Below are 18,810 nucleotides of genomic sequence, written 5' to 3'. Positions count from 1 at the left end.
TTTTATATACAGTGTTATTTAAAATATCAGGAATTTCAGGTCAGATATCCTATTAAGATTGCACATAAGCAAATTGCTGATTTTGTTTACATGCTATAAATTAGGTCCTTACTGCAGTGGGGCCAGAAATATAACGAATGCTCGTTTCCCCACAATGTGAAAGTGAAATTATGAGAATTTTTTATTTTACAATAGTATGCTAAAAACCGTTTCCTCTATCGAAAATGAGAAAACGAACATGCACAATAATAAAATGTTAGGCATACAATAAAGCTCAGGGGGACTTGATGCAACATAAGAACACTATCAATCAAATCATTGATGAAAAGAAGGAACTAATTCAACTAGTTTTGGTTGCCGTAGTTTTAACTATATCCCTTGGGCTTCTTACAAACCTTGTCGCGGCCAAGCTGGCATTCTGGACAGTTTGGATATTCGCGTTTGCCTCTATTGTATGCCTCGGAGCTTTTATAAACAGGCTCGTCAAGAAGCTCTCATTTGACGAAGAAGTTTCGGCAGTTGTCTTCTTTCGACCCACGAAGAACTCATTGGTTTCTGTAAAGGGTTATGACTTTGCTCAAGACATGGCTCGAACGATCAGAGCCATAGAGGCAGAAAACAAATCTATTTTCTCGAACTGGGCAAATGACCCACTCTCAAAACCTCGCGAACCAGCAGCGCCCACAGAAGGAGAGCGCGAGAAGCAGTATATTGCGATCTTGCGCGTGAATGTAGAAGACTCGGAACTACCCCAAAAACCCCGATCGGTCGAACTCCTCGAAGAAACGGCACAGTTTTGTCTTTTAGAGTCTCTATCCACCCATCTGAGGGATTACTTTGATCATACAGACAGTGGGGCGATTGAAGAACTACAGAGAAAAGACATCCCCGAACTATTGCACGCAAATCGCGTTCTAAACCTACTGACAACTCCGATTGAGCAACGTGATGTATTCATTGAGGCCTTCCCTGATCCTGATAAACGCCCAAGAGGTGAAGTACACAGCCTCTGGTCCTCTGATGGTGCTATTTACAACCGTTTTGATCTAGTTCTACCGAAGAACAGCACGGTCACAATTCCTGAAACAAAGACTGTGCGCCTAGAAACAAAAAGGTTGATCGTCGAAATTAAAGTCGGTTATCCCGGGACATCTGTAAATACGCCTCCCCTTTTCGAAGAGGCCTATCTCAAGATACCGGGCCATGAAATCGAGACTAGACATCTGATTGTTGAGCTCAGGGGGCGTATTAAACCTTTAGCCCTTCTCTCGTCAAAAGGATGGGCTGATTACCAATGGATCGACTCTTTCAGGGTGCGCGTACGCTCTGAATGGGACTTCGAAGAGTTCCTTCAGCGAATCAATTGGACTAGCATCGAAGCCATGCTCTATTGTCAACGGAAATCTAAGTAAGAGCATATCTAGCAATTTATTCAAGCCGACGCCACTTCGTGGTGTGGTTTCATTCAACCATCATGGCTCGTCGAAAATCGAAGATATAATGCAATGGATAGAGTTCCTACCTACCAGATGAATTTTCAAAAAAACAGGCAGCGGTTAAGAAAAATGCTTTATGCTATGTTTTAGTGTATCCATCAAAGCTAAAGTCGGAAAATACTAAACCTCACATTATAAATATATCTATGACCACCAAGATTGGTCACGGTGCTAGAGGTTTTGTTACACTTTATGGTGATAGGATGAAGCAAGATATAACAACTCAATTAACTTCGTGCCTACGACTCCGCTGGTTATTGAACGTTATGTCCGCACCTCGCCCAAAGCAGACAACTCCCGACGAGATCTTAAACCTGAGGCGTCGCTGAATAATACCGCTGAGCGGCCTATAAACCCCCAGCGACTCAATTTCCCCGAGCAGACGGCGGGGCTTATCGTTATCCCATTGAGTGAGTAATGGAAAGTAGCTGCCTCCATATAACCTCACTCAATGCGATGCCACTTTCGAAAGGATATGAATCACCCGCGCAGAATCATCGATTCCTGAGCGTTTCTCCTGTGTGGGATATCAGCGTTCATACTCCCATTTCGGAATCACGCAGCCTTTAGGGCCGGGGGCGGTCTGTTTTCCGTTCTCATCGAAACGGGTTTCACAGCCAGTGGTCATGTAAGCACACCCGTTTTAGTTCCACGCACTTTTTGAGATTTCCGGTTTTTCTGCCATCAGCCTGTACTCTTCCGGCGTCAGGTTATTCAGGGATTCATGAGGCCGCTCACTGTTATATTCAGCCAGCCAGCGCTCGGTGATTTCCCTCGCTTCATTCAGGGTCCTGAACAGATAAAAATCCAGGATTTCTGTCCGGTACGTCCGGTTGAATCGCTCGATAAAGGCATTCTGCGTCGGTTTACCCGGCCTGATAAAGTCCAGCATCACCCCGTGTTCTTCCGCCCATTGTGCCAGCGTCAGCGATACCAGTTCTGGCCCGTTATCCATCCGCATCTTCAGCGGATAACCCCGGTTTGCCACGATCCTGTTCAGGACCCTGACCACCCGCTGAGCCGGGATATTCAGGTCAATTTCTATCGCCAGTGCTTCGCGGTTAAAATCATCCACCACGTTGAAGGTCCGGAAACGTCTGCCGCAGACCAGCGCATCATGCATAAAATCGATGGACCAGCTCTGATTGAGCGCCTCCGGCGTGGCCAGTGGCGCAGGATTACGCACCGGCAGACGTTGTTTTCCCTTGCGACGAAAATTCAGTTTAAGCAGGCAGTAAATTCGATGAACACGTTTATGATTCCAGGCATTGCCCTGTCTGCGTAATACCTGAAACAGCTTCTTAAAGCCGTACCGGGGATAACGTTCAGCCACGTCTGTAAGCGCCAGGATCACCGGTTCGTCACGCCGGGTATCGGGCTGATAAAAGTACACCGTCCTGCTCAACGATAATGTCCTGCACGCCTGGCGTAAGCTCATGGCAAATTGTGCTGTCAGATAGCTGACGAGCTCACGCTTTATCGCTGGTTTTAAAGCTTTTTTTCGATAACGTCTTTCAGGGCCCGGCATTCCAGACTGATATCGGCAAACATTTGCTTGAGGCGACGATTCTCGTCCTCAAGATCTTTTATTTTCCGGATATCAGAGGCTTCCATTCCGCCGTACTTTGCTTTCCAGTTGTAGTAGCTGGCTTCAGATATTGCCGCTTCGCGGCAGACGTCCTTAACGGTGCGTCCGGCTTCAACGGACTTCAGAACGGCGATGATCTGGTGTTCGGTAAATCGGGCTTTGCGCATGGTGATCTCCTCCGGGAACATAATCAGTATGTCGGAAGATCTCTAAAAGTGAATGGTTCGGTTAAGCGGGATACTTACAATCAGCCTGCCGTCTTTCCAGACTCCGCTGCTTTTGACTTTGCCATCGGGGTAATAACAGGCGCTTTCGCCCTGACGCAGCGCGCCCTGATAATCTTTGTACTCTTTGCCATCGACCACCAGCGGTTTGAAACCCTGCGCGCGACTAAGACATTGCATCTGGCCGTTAGGGTAATAGCTGATTTGGGTGTAGCTGTCATCGGTGCCGATACGCGTTTCATCCTGACGCTGACCGTTCGCATACCAGGTATTATTGGTTTGTTGGCGGTTGAACAGATAATCGGCTTCGGTGAGGGGCGTGCCGTCAGGGTTGAAGGTTTGCTGTTTACCGCAGTAGCCGCGACCGCTCATCGACAGAGGGCAGTAATTGCGCTCGGTAATTTTGACGCCAGTGGCGGTAAATTCCTGCATCAGTCCGACTTCATAACCGTGGTCAAGGGTTGATATGGACTTCGGTTTGCCGTCGGGGAAATTATAGATATTCGGGCCGTCGAGTTCGCCATTGCGGTAGCCGCGATCGGCGCGTACAGTGGTGCCATTGTCATAATATTCGATTTCACGGCCCTCCAGTTTGCCCATGACATAGTCAGCCTGATAAACCATTTTTCCGGCAGCGTTGAACTTTTGGTACAAACCGTGGGGAAGATTATCTTTATAATGAATGATTTGTGTCAGACGGCCTTTCTCATCACTCCAGCGCAGTTCTCCCTGCTTTACGCCAGCGATCAGTTCGACCTGCTGGCTCTCGCCGTCAGCCGTCTTTAGTTTCCACATACCATTAGCCACGCCTTTCACAAACGGGCCCTCGCCGTTTTCGGTGATCCACATGCCTTCAGGTTGGTCATCAACATAATCGCCTTTCGAGCGCAGCACACCCGCCAGACGGCGCTCGCTTGGGCCATGACGCTGGCCATTGAGGTAAGTATCGAAGCCACCCAACTCTGGTGTATTGCCATCCATGCCGTCGGTGATCTCCCAGCGGCCTTCACGTTCATCGTCTTTCATCAACCCCGTTGCCGTTTCTTGCCCATCGCTGATGGTCCACTGGCCTTGCTGTTGTCCCGCTATATAGCTACCTGAACTGCCGAAGTTCTCGCCGACGGTGGTCCATTTTCCGTCAGGAACGCCATGTAGGAAAAACCCTTTTACTAAACCATATTGCGTCGAGTAATAGACATAAGGCCCATTCTCGCTGCCGCTGAATTTAGTTGGGTCAGCTTGCCAACTGATGGCTGTCGCGCGAAATCCGGGTGTTGCGCTGTCTTCCACGCGACGGAAAGTTACGGTGAGAAATAAACCGTCTTTTTCCGCAAAGGTTTTTTTATAAGCGTAGACGTTGTCTGCTGGCTGTTTCGCAGCATGAGAAGGTGTGCCATCGTCAAGATACCAGCCGACAACGTTGCCCTGAGTAAAGTCGATGTTATCGAAATCGTGATTATCGAACTTAGGGTACTGCGCGCTGTAGTCATAAGGTGGAAGCTTGCCGAGGGCGCGTTTCACCAGCGTTGAATTGAGATCCTTATTCTCGCGAACCAGCTTGTCCAGAACCGACTGTAAACTTAGCACCGGAATATAGCTGCCGTTTTCAATGTAACGCCAACCGCGCAGGGCGAACTTGCCGTGGCTTTTACTCAACACTAGCGTGATTTGGCCAGCGTGGTCCACGTCGGCATAAAACACGGATTCAATGGTGGAATCGGGGAAGGTACCGAGCAGGTGGGGAAGGTGATCGACACTGTGATCCTCTTCGCTACAGAAGCAATAATAGCCTTTGACCACCTGGTTTTCCTGAATGAAAACCAGAAGGGCGCTGCTGTCGCGTGCACCCGAAATAATCGGATGCGCCAGCGTTTTACCCGCGTAAAAAGGGGGGGGGTGTCGTCCGGGGCGGCGATAGCCGTGCTGACCCCTATGACCATATTCAGTAGTAGGATGCCAAACAGTAACTTTACGGCTTTCATTCCCTGACCTGCTCTTTTGAAAAAGTGGCGCTTAGGTTACATGAAATATTTCTAACGGTTAATATTTCGTTGAATCAATTCGTTGCTGAACTTAGCGCATTAAACCGCAGCGGTGGTCACCCACGTTTACGTCAAAGGTATTCAGCTGGCAGAACACAGGTATCGTGAGGTTCTGGGGGCTTCTGGGAAATGCTTTGTTTCACGACGATGTACCTCAATCACTGCGCATGCAAATACGCCTCATACCAGCGGCTGAGCTGTTCGGTCACTGGGCGGTGTTCGGGATTAAACGGGCGGCCATCCAGCGCTTTTACCGGGGTGATGCCCGCCAGCGTGCCGGTGACAAAGGCTTCATCGGCGGTGAGGGCTTCTGCCAGCGTAAAATCCTGAGCCTTGACCTTGAGCCCGTTGGCCTGCGCGAGGTTGATAAGGGTCTGGCGGGTAATGCCGTTGAAGCAGTAGCGGCCCGACGACGTCCACAGTTCACCGCGGCGGACGATAAAAAAGTTGGTGGAGTTACAACTGGCGACAAAACCGTGCGGGTCCAGCATCAGTGCCTCATCGGCACCGGCCTGCAACGCCTGTAGCAGCGCCTGAATAAGATTGAGTCGACTGTGCGAATTCAGCCGCAGATCGAAGACGTCTGGCGTGCTGGTGCGGTAGGTGGAGGTAAACAGCGTCAGCCCGCGCTTTTTCGCTGCGGTATCGACCACCTTATACTCTGCCACGCACACGATGGTTGCGCCGCCGATGATGAAGCGGGGATCCTGATTCGGCGTATGCTTTTTCCCACGGGTAATCATCAGGCGGATATGCGCGCCATCGGCCATGCCGTTGACGGCCAATGTCTTGTAGAGAATATCGGTCAGCGCTTCCCGGCTATGGCCGATATCTAACTGGATCGTGGCGGCACCCTCAAACAGGCGATCGAGATGCGCCTCCAGCGCGATCAGGCGGCCGTTAACCAAACGCAGGCCTTCCCATACGCCGTCGCCGCACACGTAGCCGGAATCAAAAATCGACACCACCGCGTTGTCGCGATGAACAAATTCCCCATTTACATACACCTGTACGTCGTTGTTCCGTGGATCTTGCAAATAAGCCTGGCTGCTCTGGCTGGATAATGTGGGTTGCATCGTGCTGTTCCTGAATGTGAATGATGAGCTAAAAGGATCGCTCGGCAAAGCGAGCAAGAAAGGCTTGTGTGCGAGGCTGCTGTGGATTTTTGAGCACCTGTTCGGCGCTGCCCATTTCATGGATCACGCCATTCTCGATAAAGATGACGCGGTCGGCGAAGTGATAGGCAAATCCCAGTTCATGCGTGACCAGCAGCAGCGTGCGACCTTCCTCCGCGAGCGCCCGAATAGTGTGCAGCACTTCGCCCACCAGTTCCGGGTCCAGCGATGAGGTCGGCTCATCGAACAGCATAATCTCCGGCGACATCGCCAGCGCACGGGCAATCGCCACACGCTGCTGTTGCCCGCCGGACAGGCTGGCGGGGCGAGCCTCTTGCTTATTGCCCAGCCCGACTTTTTCCAACTGTGCCTTGGCGATGGTATCCGCGTCATGGCGTGGCATTTTCTTTACCGACAGCAGTGCTTCACGCACATTCTCCAGCACAGTCAGGTGGGGAAACAGATTGAATTGCTGAAACACCATCCCTACGCGTTCCCGCACGGCGCAAAGTTGCTTTTCCGGGTAATCACGCTGGCCTTTGGCATCCGTTTTCCCCAGAACCACACCATCCAGTTCGATGGTGCCAGCGCTGGGGATCTCCATGAAATTCAGGCAGCGCAGCAGCGTACTTTTCCCCGAGCCGCTGCCGCCGATGATGGCAATTTTTTCACCGCGTCGCACATCCAGATCGATACCTTTCAATACCTCAACGGCACCGAAGCGCTTCTGGAGTCCGCGAATGCGCAGAACGACATCCTCATTCAAGTCTATATCTTCACGCAGAACTTTATCTTCACTCATAGCAATCCTGTGTCGCTGTCAGGCTAGGGGGTGGAACGGAAACGACGTTCAAGTCGTGCGGCAAGGTAGCTCCCCGGCCAGATCAAAACGAAATAGAGCAGCGCCACCACCGTCAGAATTTCCAGCGGACGATAATAGGTGCTGCTCAGCAGTCGCCCTTGGTACATCAGTTCGTTGACGGCCAGTATCGAGGCCAGCGAGGTGACTTTAGCCAGCTCGATCATCCGGTTGGTTAAGGCGGGCAGCATGTTGCGCAGTACCTGAGGCAGAACCACACGCCGTAAAATGACCGAATGACGCATCCCCAGCGCTTTCGCTCCCTCCCATTGCCCGTGGTCGATGGATTGCAGCCCAGCACGGAAAATTTCGGTACAGTACGCCGCGCTATAGAGCGTCAGGGCCAGTGCGGCGGCGCCGAACGTACTGAACTGCAAACCAACCAGAACCGGAAAGGCGTAATAGAACCAGATCAGTTGGATCAGCACTGGCGTATTACGGAAGATTTCGACAAAAAGTCTGGCGGGCAATGACAGCCAGCGCTTGCCAAACACGCGAAACAGACCGAGAACCAGCCCCAGTGCGGTTCCCAGCACGCCGGCCAGCAGCCACAGTTCGAGCGTGACGCCAAGGCCTTTCAACAGCACGGGAATGTTGTGCCAGACCAGCGAGAAATCCCATTGATAATGCATGCTGCTCCTTATGCGAGTCGACGGTCTGCCAGTGACAGCCGTTTCTCAATATGTTGACTGAACAGGCTAATCAGCAGCAGCAGGGTGAAATACATCACCGCCACCAGACTGTAGACTTCCAGCGGTCGGTAGGTTTGGCTGTTGATCTGCATCGCCTGATAAAGCAGTTCGCTATAGGCCAGCGATGACGCTAGCGACGTGGATTTGATGAGTTCAAACGAACGCTCAATAAAGGGCGGGATCATCCGGCGTAACGCCTGTGGGAGAATAACCCGACGCAGCGCCGTTGATTTCGACATGCCCAGCGCTTTGGCACCTTCCCATTGCCCCGTGTGAATAGAGGCGATCGCGCCACGATAAACTTCGGCATAGAAGGCACCGGACTGTGCGGACAGCGCGATCACGGCGGCGGTGAAAGGCGAAAACGTTAACGGCGTAATGACGGGCAGGGCATAGTAAATCCAGAAAAAATGCACCAGTGCGGGCGTATTACGATAAAAACCAATCAACATTGCGGCGGGAAGACGCAACAGCCGTCGGTGCGACATTTTCATCGCAGCGAGCACCATGCCAGCGATCATACCGATCAGGATGCTGGTAGCACCGATCTTTATCGTTCCCCATAGCCCTTCCAGCAGCAGTTGGTGATAGGGCCAGATGGCGGAAAAATCCCACTGATACGACATAGATAAAGAACCCCTGAAAAGTGCGTATACCCGTCATACTTCAAGTTGCATGTGCGTTGGCTACGTTCAGTCACCCGAATCACTTACTTGAGTAAGCTCATCGGGATGAAATGAGAGACGTCCTGTCTCTCACCGAAGGCCAGCCGTTGGCTGGTCAAATTCGTTCCCGACGAATTTGTCCCTCGCTTGCCGCGTTACGAGGCGCATAAATGAGCCTCGCCCTGTGGGCCAACGCCTTGCGTTGTTCAAAACGCTAACGTTTTGTCCTGAAACTCGAATTATTTAGGGTGAATTAGGAAATACGTTTCTTATTTTGTTAGAACCTATGCATCTTAGCAGGTCGAAAAAATGATAAATAAATAATAAAACGTGGTGCTAATATTCCTTTTATGTATAACAAATGACGATTTTTCGATGACTCACTCTGCCGTATTACCTCTGACGCTGCGTCTGGCGACCTTTGCCCACCGGTTGACGATTCGGGACATTCCTGCGGCATTAAGACGAAAAATTGTGCTGCATTTTATCGACAGCCTCGGCTGCGGCATTGCAGGCGCACATAGTCAGGTGGTACGGGACTGTGCGCGCGTCACCCGTTTGCACTATGCGGCGGGTAACAGTCCAATAGTGGATGGCGGAGCGCCGCTAGCCGCTATCGGCGCGGCCTTTTTGAATGCAGCGGCGATCAATGCGATGGATTATGACGACGGTTATGAAGTTGCTGGACGCGGCATGGGGCACCCCGGTGCCACACTGGTTGCTGCCGCGCTGGCTGCACTCGGATCGCGCCCGATCGACGGCGAAACGCTGATCTGTGCGCTGGCTGCGGCGTATGAAATTAATGGCCGGATCATTCAGTCTCAGCAGCCGACTCAGGCGCGTTTTCAGCAGGTCTATGGCGTATGCCAGCATGAATCCATAGGTGCGGCGGTGGCCTACGGATTACTGACGGGATGTGATGCCGAAGGAGTAGAGAACGCCATCGGTCTGGCCGCGTCGTTGACGCCGTTGCCCAGCTTACACAAATACAACTGGCAGCAGCGGCCGCTGGTGTCTTTCAAGGATTACAACGCCCCTGCCGCAGAATCGGGCGTCCGTGCCGTTGAGCTGCATCGTGGCGGGATTATCGGCCCAAGAGATGTGCTGTCCGGCGATCAGGGATTCTGGCGCATGATGGGATCTGACCGCTTTGATGAAGCGGCATTGATTACCGGCCTGGGGGAACAATGGGCGCTTCAGCACGCCAGTTTCAAAGCGTATCCGGCCTGTCGCTGGATACATACCGCGCTGGAATCCTTCGAGCGCCTACAGCACGAATTGGCGTTATTGCCGCAGGACATCGACGTTATTCGGGTAAAAGGGAGCCAGAGGCTGGCCGCTGATTTTATGGACACGCGACCGCAAAATGAAACGGATGCACAGTTCAGCCTGCCGTTTGCGCTGGCGTGTCTTGCCTACCGTATTCCGCGCCATCGCTGGAGTGCCGATGAGACCTTAGCCAACCCAGTGCTTCAGGCGCTGGCCGATAAGGTTCACGTTGAGGTGTCTCCCGAGCTTGACCAGCTTATGGCGCAGGAACGTCGTCCGGTGTTGCAGGTTGATGTTGTTACGCAGGGAAAGGTGGTGAACGGTGAGCGCATTGCGTTTCCGCTGGGGTGTGCGGAACATCCGTTAGCGGAAAGCCGCATCATGGCGAAATTTGCTGAGAATCTATCGTCCCGACTTGCCCCAACACATGTTGCGGAGGCAACGGCGGCGTTATCCGACCTTGAGCACTGTCAGGATGTCGCCACGCTGCTGACCCCGCTAATGGGGGTGTCCTGAATCCGTTCAGGACCGTTCTGTTATCTGATACCAATTATTTCCAGTCTTCTTTAATGACCGATGGCACTTTGCTGACGTCCACGCCGCGCAATTTGAGGGCTTGTTCATAGTAGTGCTGTGTTTTACCGGATTTATACAGCTTGGCAAATTCGTCATTCAGGAAGTTATGGAAGGTCTGGTCGGTTTCTTTACGGATGGCTCCGCTGGTGCTGACCTCGATAATCGGCTTCGGCAGAATCAAATTACCTTTGCCGACTTTAGCCTGTTGCAGTGCCAGCGCCGGATGGAAGTAAGACAGGGCATCGACGCGGCCGGCATAAAACGCCGCTACGCCTTCATCCATATTCGGGAAGCGCACCAACTGTGCTTTGGGCAGGCGTTTGGTCAGAATCAGATCCGGGCTGGAACCCAGCGTCACGCCGATCTTAACCTCTTCCCGATTGAGGTCGTCCCAGTTGGTCACCGCGATACCATCACGAATCAGCACGCCTTGCGCATACCAAAAGAAAGGCTGCTCAGGAAAATCGACCGCTTTTTTCCGCTCTTCCGTCGGGTCGAGCACCAGCATGGTATCGATCTGGCCGGTTTGTAAGGCAGCGATAGCATTGCCCCACGTGGTTTCCACCGTCACCAGTTTTACCCCCAGATCGTTTGCCAGCTCTTTGCCGATGTTATAGCCGATGCCGTCCCATTCTCCGGTCGACGGATTTTTAAAGTACCACGGCTCGCCCTGTGCCACGCCGATGCGTAACTCACCGGTCTGTTTGATGTGTTGCCAGGTTGAGGTTTGCGTTTCCGCGGCCTGGCTAAAGAAGGAGGCGCTAATCAGCGTTATCGCCATGAATACCTGGTGAAGAGAACGTTTCATTATAATTACCCTGATGGTTGAGTTTTAATCGAGGCGATATATTTCGCTCATGCAGAGTAGCGAAATACTTATAGCGAAATTAGTTCTTTTCGCCTTATCTCATTCCAGATAAATATAACGATTCATTGAGAGGACAATCACGTTGGCATGCGGTCAGCCCCCGCTGTAGCGCGTGGCGTCTGAGGTTGTTCTGTTTGTCTCGCCATGTAGCCGATGAGTATTGCCACGATTTACCGTGTTTTTTCCCTGCGGCAGGGCATAGCAATAATTTCGCTATGCTTTTTCGTTATTGGCAATTGCCGACGGTGCGCCGCTCTGTCATGCCGTACGCGGCAGGGTCATGATGATAACCAATCCACCGTTCGCCCCTCGTTCTGCATGACTTTTCGCATGAGATTCAGCCTTAATCGTGCCGCCATGTGCGGTGATAATGGCCGACGCGATGGAGAGTCCAAGCCCGCTGCCGCCGGAGTGCCTTCCGCGCGAATGCTCGGCACGCCAGAAGCGGTCGAACAGCAGGGGCAGCGATTCTGGCTCAATCCCCGGGCCGCGATCGGTGACGGTAATCTGCCAGCACGGTGCGCTTTCTCGTACCGCTATTTCGCGCACCTCAATCGCCAAATAGCGGCCATCGCTGGCGTAGCTTAAGGCATTCTCGATCAGGATAGAGAACACCTGTCCTAACCGTTCACGGTCGGCAAGGCAAAAGTCGTTCTGTGCGATATCAACCTGCGTCTGAAATCCGGCTTGTTCTAACTGAGGTCGATACCACGTCAGCCGCTCCGTCACGAGCTCGTCGAAGTAGAAAGGCGTGTGCACCAGTGGCAGTTGTCCGGCTCTGGCGAGCGACAGAAAATGCAGATCCTGAATCACGTGATTGAGCTGTTCGAGCTGTTTGATGACCATTGCCAGCTGTGATTTATCCTGCGGGAAGACGTCATCCATCATGCCCTGAACGCGGCCCATCGCCGCATTTAACGGTGTACGCAGTTCATGGGCTAACGCCGCGCTGGATTCGCGCAGTTCCCGCTCATAGCGTTCCAACTGTGCCGTCATGTTATTAAAGTCGTCCGCTAGCGTGATGAGTTCCATCGGTGCCTGCTCGACGCGCTGCGTGCGGGTATCGAATTTTCCCTGTGCGACGTCGCGTGCGGCGTTGGCGATATTGGAAAATTGCTGTGATAGCGGGCGCGCTCGCCACAGCATCACAACCACCATGGTGGGCAAGGCGATAAGAACCATGATCGCCAGTATCAGCCAGTCGCTGCTGGCAATATTAGGGGCGAAGACTTCTGGGCCATAGAACTGATTGACAATCTCTTGGTAGCGGGGGTTACCGTAATCTTTTTGTGCAGTGAATTGCTGAAATTCCGTGCGTACTGCGTCCGGCATGTGCTGTTCAATATAGATACTGTAGATGGCAAAGCGCAGCCACATCAGACCCGCAATGATGATCACGGCAGCAAGCAGCAGAGAAATAATGCGAAAACACAGCCAGCGCCACAGCGACATGTTTTCTGACAGAAAAATCGATTTTTTCATCATACTCACCGGAATCGATAGCCGACGGAGCGGACGGTGACGAGCACATTGATGATGTTGTACTGATTGAGTTTTTTTCTCAGGTTGTGAACGTGGGTATCCACCACGCGTTCCAGCGCCTCGCTTTCCGGCAGACAGGCTTCGAGCAATTCTCCACGGGTGAAGGCGCGGTTCGGCGCTTTGAGCAGCGTCACCAGAATATTGAATTCGGTCGGCGTCAGATCGAGAACGACGGAGTCTGATGGCGATACCGCAATACTGGCCGTCACGGAGGTCGGATCAACCGAGAGATTTTCGAATGTCAGGATAGCGTCTTCCCGGATGGCGTAACCGGTTCGTCGCAACACGGCCTGCACCCGCGCCATCACCTCCTGCGGGTTATAAGGCTTGACGACATAATCATCCGCGCCGTAACGCAGTGCGCCAATTCTTTCCGGGTCGTCACCGATGGCTGAGACCATAATCACCGGGATATTGCTGCGCTGTCGCAGGGCGGACAGCACCTCGGAACCGTTCATCTTCGGCAGCATCACATCCAGCAGAATCAAATCGGGTTTGTTGGTCAGCGCCATGTGCAGGCCTCGTTGTCCATCAGACGCAATAGACACCTGATAGCCATCGCGCCGGAGATAGGCTTCGAGCACGCTGGCTGCATCCATGTCGTCTTCAATAATCAATACCCGTTTTTCCGCCATCGCGAACCTCTTGATGAAATCTTAAAAAACCACACAGCGTTTCTTGACTATGCATCAGCATAATCCGCCACGGTGCTGAAAAGCCAATAACTGTTGTACTAAAAAAGTGTACTGAAAAATGTGTGCTGACAATCCGGTGAAAGATGGCGGATGCACGATTACCGCATAAAAAGAGGTGCTGTGTGAACATAACAAAAATGATTTTATCCACTTGTCTGTCTACCGTCGCGCTGTCCAGCGCGGCATTTGCTGAGGCGGCGGAAGATGTACCTGCGTCATTTTGGGGCGACCATACGGACGTTACCGTGGGGGCTGTTGGACAGAATGCACCACGTTACTCGGGGAGCAAAGACCGTCAGACCCGTTTGATGCCTACCCTGACCGTGCAGCGTGGCGCACTTTATGCGGATTCTTCGCACGGCATCGGCTGGCAATACCAGTCTCCTTCCGGTTTTTATTTCGATAACGCGGTGGGATATGACATGGGAAGGGATGACAAAAAAAGCAGTTGGCGTGCGGGTTCGAACCACCTGAAAGGCATGGGGAAAATTAAAGGATCGGTGATTACCACCGTCACGGCGGGATATCAGTTTGCACCCTGGCTGGCGCTGGAGGCGAGTGGCGAATTTGCGCTGAGTGAGCGTGCGCGCGGTAATCAGTATCGCGTCGGAGCAAAGAGCACCGTGTGGCAATCGGCAGAAAAGGATGACGTGCTGGCGCTGTCGGCGGACATGCTGATAGGGGATGCCCGCTTTAACCAAACCTATTACGGCGTGACGCCGCAGCAGAGCCGCCGTTCTGGCTTGGCCGCCTATCGTGCCGACAAAGGCGTCTATGGCTATGCGCTGGGGGCGAACTGGACGCATCAATTTAGCCCCGCGTGGTCAACTAACGTGGCAGTGACGTCAACCTGGCTCACCGACAAGGTGGCGGACAGTCAGGTTGTGGAGCGACGCAATGATACTGGCGCCACGTTGGCCGTTCTGTATTCGTTCTGATGCCATTTGTTGAGAGGTTGTAATGATGGTTAGCCGTTTTGCCTTCTGTCTGCTGTCAGCCGTGTTCCTGAGCGGCTGCGACAGCGCTGATGATTCGCCTGTGTCATCGCCCGTCAGGCCGGTGAAAACGCAGCTCGTCATGCCGGCGATGAATCGTGAACCTGTGTCGTTGACGGGAGAGATTCGTCCGCACGAAGAAACGGTACTGGGTTTCCGTCTGGATGGACGCGTGCTTAATCGTTTGATGGATGTCGGTGCATCCGTGAAGCGCGGCGATGTGATTGCGACGCTCGATGCGCGCGACAGCGAAAACCAGTTGCGCAGCGCACAGGCGGATTTAGCCAGTGCAGCCTCGGCAGAACGGCTGGCGAAAAGCAATTTCTCCCGTATGAAGGCGTTGGCACCGGGTGGGGCAATTGCGCGGGTACAGCTTGATGAAGCACAGGCAAACTGGGATGCCGCCGTTTCCCGCCGTGAAAGTGCACAGGCTACCGTCAAAGGCGCGCAGGAGCGCCTTAGCTATACGCAGCTCACGGCGGCACAGGATGGTGTGATCACGACGGTCAGCGTGAACCCCGGTCAGGTGGTCAGTGCCGGGCAGGAGGTGGTCCGGCTGGCTTCGCTTGACGGGCGTGATGCGGTGTTTGATGTGCCGGAGCGTTTGGTTAATCCGTCGCTGCCCTCGCGCGTTATCCGCGTGTCACTGCTGTCTGAACCGAGCGTTCAGGCAGAGGGGCGCGTACGCGATATCAGTCCGCAGGCCGATCCCGTTACGCGAACCTTCCGAGTGAGAGTCACCTTAACCTCGCCACCGGCGGCGATGGTGCTGGGGGCCAGCGTGAATGGTGCGATACAGCAGTCCGACACCGCTGTCATTGAACTCCCCGCGTCTGCGCTCACGCGTCAGGGGGACAAACCTGCGGTCTATGTCGTGAATGCGGAGACCCAGACGTTGCGTTTACAGCCGGTTAGCGTCGCACGCTATAGCGATACGGCGATTTTCGTCGCCGAGGGGCTGAAACAAGGCGACCGTGTTGTCACTGCTGGCGTCAGTAAATTACGGCCGGACGAGAAAATTCGGCTAAGTGATGAGGAGCGCCACTGATGTCTCGTGAATCTCAACCGTCTACCGCCACGCGTTTTAATCTCTCCGCCTGGGCGTTGGCGCACCAGCAGTTTGTCGCGTTTATGATGCTGGTGATCGTGGCCGCAGGCGTGATGAGCTACCAGCGTTTGCCCCGCAATGAGGATCCTGCGTTTACCATCAAATCTGCCGTGGTGTCTGCGGCCTGGCCGGGAGCCACGGTGAACGATACCGTGAATTTCGTCACCGATAAGCTGGAGAAAAAATTACAGGAAACGCCGTATCTCGATTATGTCGAGAGCTATACCCGCGCCGGGGAATCGGTGGTTTTCGTTAACCTGCGCGACGATACGCCGCCTTCCGCCGTGCCGAATATCTGGTATACGGTGCGTAAGAAAATGACCGATATCGCCAGTTCGTTGCCTGATGGCGTCAGCCCACCGGCCGTGAATGACGAGTTTGATGATACGTTTGGCACGATCTACGGCTTCACCGCAGAGGGATTTTCACCACGGGAACTGCGCGACAAGGTTGACGATATTCGCTCTGCGTTACTGAGCGTGCCGGATGTCGGTAAGGTCGACATGCTCGGCGTGGAGGAAGAACAGATTGTGGTGACGTTCTCGCCCCGACGGCTGGCCGGGCTGGGGTTAGATCCGCAACAGGTGATTGATTCACTCAAGGCGCAGAATGCGGTCACGCCCGCCGGCATTATTCGCACCGATGATGAGAAGATCGCTGTACGCGTCAGCGGGGCGTTTACCTCCGAGCAGAGCCTGCGGCAGATTACCTTACGCATCGGTGGGAAATTTGTTCCTCTGACCGATATCGCCACCATTAGCCGTGAAACGGCGGAACCGCCGTCGCCGACGTTTCGCGTGAATGGCGAGAAAGCGATTGGGCTGGCAATCTCCATGGCACCCACCGGCAACATGCTCAATTTCGGTCAGGCCATTCGCGATAAAATGAACGTGATTGCGACGCAGTTGCCGCATGGGATTGACATGACGCGCGTGGCCGATCAATCGGAAGTGGTGAAAGGGGCGGTCGGCGGTTTTATCAAAGTGTTGCTGGAAGCCGTTGCCATTGTGTTGGCGGTCTCGTTCGTCTCTCTTGGCAGCCGCGCTGGATTGGTCGTTGCCGCGTCCATCCCGATTGTATTGGCGATGACCTTTATTGGCATGGAGATAACCGGTATTGGCTTACAGCGCATCTCGCTCGGGGCGCTGATTATTTCGCTGGGGCTGCTGGTGGATGACGCCATGATTACGGTTGAAGCGATGGTGTCGCGGCTGGAAGAGGGCTGGGATCGCAAACGGGCGGCTGCCTGGGCGTATGAAAGCACGGCCTTCCCCATGCTGACGGGGACGCTGGTGATGATTGCCGGGTTTATTCCCGTCGGGTTTGCCTCATCAAGCGCGGGCGAATACTGTTTTTCACTCTTTGTCGTGGTGCTGATCGCGTTGCTTAGTTCCTGGATCGTGGCGATTCTCTTTTCCCCGCTGCTCGGTGTCTGGCTGTTGCCAAAAACGTTTCGTCACCAGCATAACGAACCGGGACGAGTGGGCCGCCTTTATCGCCAGTGGTTGCAACGGGCGTTGGCAAAGCGGGGAATGACGTTACTCATCGCGGTGCTCTTGCTGGTTGTCGCCCTGTTTGGTGCCACCCGACTGGAGGGCGAGTTTTTTCCCGCATCGGATAGGCCGGAACTGCTGGTCAGCCTGACGCTGCCCGCGAACGCCTCACAGACGGTGACGGAAACGCAGGCAAAACGGCTGGAAGCCATTCTGAAAGATGATCCGGACGTTGACCATTTCTCCACCTATGTCGGCTCGGGGGCGGTGCGCTTTTATCTCCCGATGGATGTGTTGCTGAGTCACGAAAATATCGCGCAACTGGTGGTGGTGGCAAAAAGTCTGGAGGCGCGGGATGCGCTGGCGGCAAAATTGAATCAGGTGCTTGAGCGCGATTTCAGCAACATTGTGGCGCGCGTGTCCGCATTGGAATTGGGGCCGCCGGTCGGCTGGCCGCTTAAATATCGGGTTGCGGGGCCGGATATTCATCGCGTCCGAGATATTGCCCAAGGGCTTGCCAGTCTGGTGGGCAATCAGGCCGATGTGCGCGAGGTCAACCTGACGGCGGGAGAGCCGGAACGTTCGGTGAACGTGGTGCTGAATCAGACCGAAGCGCGTGCAGTTGGCATCAGTTCGCAGGATGTGGCTAGCATGCTGGCGGCGATATTCTCCGGTTCAACGTTGACCTCGGTACGTGATGACAATCGACTGGTGGATGTGGTCGTTCGCGGTACGCCGCAGGAGCGACGGGATGTTGCTACGATCGCGAATCTGCAAATCCCGATTGCAGATGGGCGTTCCGTCCCGCTGGGACAGATTGCTACCGTGGCGTACGGCGTCGACGATCCCATTATCTGGCGACGTCAGCGTGAACCGTTCATTACGGTGCAAATGGATGTCGCACCTGGCGTGCGGGCACCTGCTCTGTCTGAAAAACTGGCACCTGAAATTGAACGCTATCGCGCCGCGTTGCCTGCGGGGTATCACATCACGGAAGGCGGCGTGGCGGCGGAGTCTGATAAAGGTAATGGCTCCGTGTATGCAGTGTTGCCGGTAACGCTGTTGGTCATGCTGGTGCTATTGATGATTCAGCTGCAGCGTATTTCCCGTATGGTACTGGCCTTCCTGACTGCGCCGTTCGGCCTGATCGGTATTGTCGCCGCCATGCTGCCGACCGGCACGCCGATGGGGTTTGTGGCGCTGCTGGGGGCGATTGCACTGGCGGGAATGATTATTCGTAATGCCGTTATTCTGATTGGCGAGGTCGATCTGAATGTGAAAAACGGACAGCCTGCGACAGAGGCGATTGTGAATGCCGCCCACCATCGTTCACGCCCGATAGTATTAACCGCGCTGGCGGCGATCCTCGGCATGATCCCGATTGCGCATCAGGTGTTTTGGGGGCCGATGGCGTACGCAATTATCGGCGGATTGATGGTGGCGACGCTGCTGACGCTGCTGGCACTGCCTGCCGCGCTGAGCCTGTTGATGCAGTGGGAAGGGCGGAAAGCGGTTAATCCTACGGCGTAGGTGAAACGCGACAGGTCGTGGCGCGATGCGTGGTCGCCACGACCTGTCGAGAC

The 18,810-nt window shown here is 53.9% G+C and carries 14 protein-coding genes; 5 read left to right on the top strand and 9 right to left on the bottom strand.

What is annotated here, in order from left to right; translation table 11 throughout:
• Window positions 1–287 precede the first annotated feature (287 nt).
• Window positions 288–1,412, top strand: coding sequence for a hypothetical protein (locus EO763_RS14365; protein WP_161529362.1), 1,125 nt, complete (start codon window positions 288–290; stop codon window positions 1,410–1,412).
• Window positions 1,413–2,139: 727 nt separating this feature from the next.
• Here the strand turns inward: EO763_RS14365 and EO763_RS14360 are convergent.
• The 6 genes from EO763_RS14360 to EO763_RS14335 form a co-directional block, all read right to left on the bottom strand.
• Window positions 2,140–3,251, bottom strand: a protein-coding gene (locus EO763_RS14360) for an IS3 family transposase (RefSeq protein WP_161529361.1) whose coding sequence is annotated in 2 segments (ribosomal slippage) — window positions 2,140–2,990 and window positions 2,990–3,251 — 1,113 coding nt in all. Because the reading frame shifts where the segments join, the coding sequence is not laid out codon by codon here.
• A 42-nt stretch (window positions 3,252–3,293) separates the two neighbouring features.
• The gene (locus EO763_RS14355; protein WP_244321998.1) at window positions 3,294–5,108 is read right to left on the bottom strand and encodes a toxin-antitoxin system YwqK family antitoxin; all 1,815 of its coding nucleotides are present in this window, start codon (window positions 5,106–5,108) and stop codon (window positions 3,294–3,296) included.
• Window positions 5,109–5,508: 400 nt separating this feature from the next.
• Entirely contained in the window at window positions 5,509–6,426 is a 918-nt protein-coding gene (locus EO763_RS14350; RefSeq protein WP_161529360.1) for an aminotransferase class IV, read from the bottom strand.
• Window positions 6,427–6,454: 28 nt separating this feature from the next.
• The gene (locus EO763_RS14345) at window positions 6,455–7,267 is read right to left on the bottom strand and encodes an amino acid ABC transporter ATP-binding protein (RefSeq protein ID WP_052235288.1); all 813 of its coding nucleotides are present in this window, start codon (window positions 7,265–7,267) and stop codon (window positions 6,455–6,457) included.
• A gap of 23 nt (window positions 7,268–7,290) precedes the next feature.
• On the bottom strand, window positions 7,291–7,956 hold the full coding sequence (locus EO763_RS14340; RefSeq protein ID WP_161529359.1) for an amino acid ABC transporter permease: 666 nt from the start codon (window positions 7,954–7,956) through the stop codon (window positions 7,291–7,293).
• 8 nt (window positions 7,957–7,964) lie between these two features.
• The gene (locus EO763_RS14335; protein ID WP_103157943.1) at window positions 7,965–8,642 is read right to left on the bottom strand and encodes an amino acid ABC transporter permease; all 678 of its coding nucleotides are present in this window, start codon (window positions 8,640–8,642) and stop codon (window positions 7,965–7,967) included.
• 414 nt (window positions 8,643–9,056) lie between these two features.
• Between EO763_RS14335 and EO763_RS14330 the strand changes: the two genes are divergently transcribed.
• Window positions 9,057–10,466, top strand: coding sequence for an MmgE/PrpD family protein (locus EO763_RS14330; protein WP_161529358.1), 1,410 nt, complete (start codon window positions 9,057–9,059; stop codon window positions 10,464–10,466).
• 34 nt (window positions 10,467–10,500) lie between these two features.
• Here the strand turns inward: EO763_RS14330 and EO763_RS14325 are convergent, their stop codons facing one another.
• The 3 genes from EO763_RS14325 to EO763_RS14315 form a co-directional block, all read right to left on the bottom strand.
• A complete protein-coding gene (locus tag EO763_RS14325) occupies window positions 10,501–11,334 on the bottom strand; it encodes a transporter substrate-binding domain-containing protein (RefSeq protein ID WP_161529357.1) in 834 nt (277 codons plus the stop codon).
• A gap of 318 nt (window positions 11,335–11,652) precedes the next feature.
• Window positions 11,653–12,876: a sensor histidine kinase gene (locus tag EO763_RS14320; RefSeq protein ID WP_161530405.1), complete on the bottom strand. Its 1,224-nt coding sequence runs from the start codon at window positions 12,874–12,876 to the stop codon at window positions 11,653–11,655.
• 5 nt (window positions 12,877–12,881) lie between these two features.
• Window positions 12,882–13,571 carry a response regulator gene (locus EO763_RS14315; protein WP_039545200.1) on the bottom strand — a complete coding sequence of 230 codons (690 nt, stop codon included), beginning with the start codon at window positions 13,569–13,571 and terminating at the stop codon, window positions 12,882–12,884.
• A gap of 182 nt (window positions 13,572–13,753) precedes the next feature.
• On the opposite strand from EO763_RS14315, the gene EO763_RS14310 reads away from it, so the two are divergent.
• The 3 genes from EO763_RS14310 to EO763_RS14300 are packed head-to-tail and all read left to right on the top strand — an operon-like array spanning window position 13,754 to window position 18,757.
• On the top strand, window positions 13,754–14,569 hold the full coding sequence (locus tag EO763_RS14310; RefSeq protein WP_052439692.1) for a MipA/OmpV family protein: 816 nt from the start codon (window positions 13,754–13,756) through the stop codon (window positions 14,567–14,569).
• A 22-nt stretch (window positions 14,570–14,591) separates the two neighbouring features.
• Window positions 14,592–15,674, top strand: a complete 1,083-nt coding sequence (locus EO763_RS14305; protein WP_161529356.1) for an efflux RND transporter periplasmic adaptor subunit — start codon at window positions 14,592–14,594, stop codon at window positions 15,672–15,674.
• The gene (locus tag EO763_RS14300; RefSeq protein ID WP_161529355.1) at window positions 15,674–18,757 is read left to right on the top strand and encodes an efflux RND transporter permease subunit; all 3,084 of its coding nucleotides are present in this window, start codon (window positions 15,674–15,676) and stop codon (window positions 18,755–18,757) included. Before EO763_RS14305 ends, EO763_RS14300 begins: the two co-directional genes overlap by 1 nt.
• The last annotated feature ends 53 nt before the right edge of the window (window positions 18,758–18,810 follow it).

Origin of the sequence: Pectobacterium odoriferum (assembly GCF_009931295.1) — a bacterium.
Taxonomy (GTDB): domain Bacteria; phylum Pseudomonadota; class Gammaproteobacteria; order Enterobacterales; family Enterobacteriaceae; genus Pectobacterium; species Pectobacterium odoriferum.
This window is presented reverse-complemented; position numbering and strand designations above follow the sequence as displayed.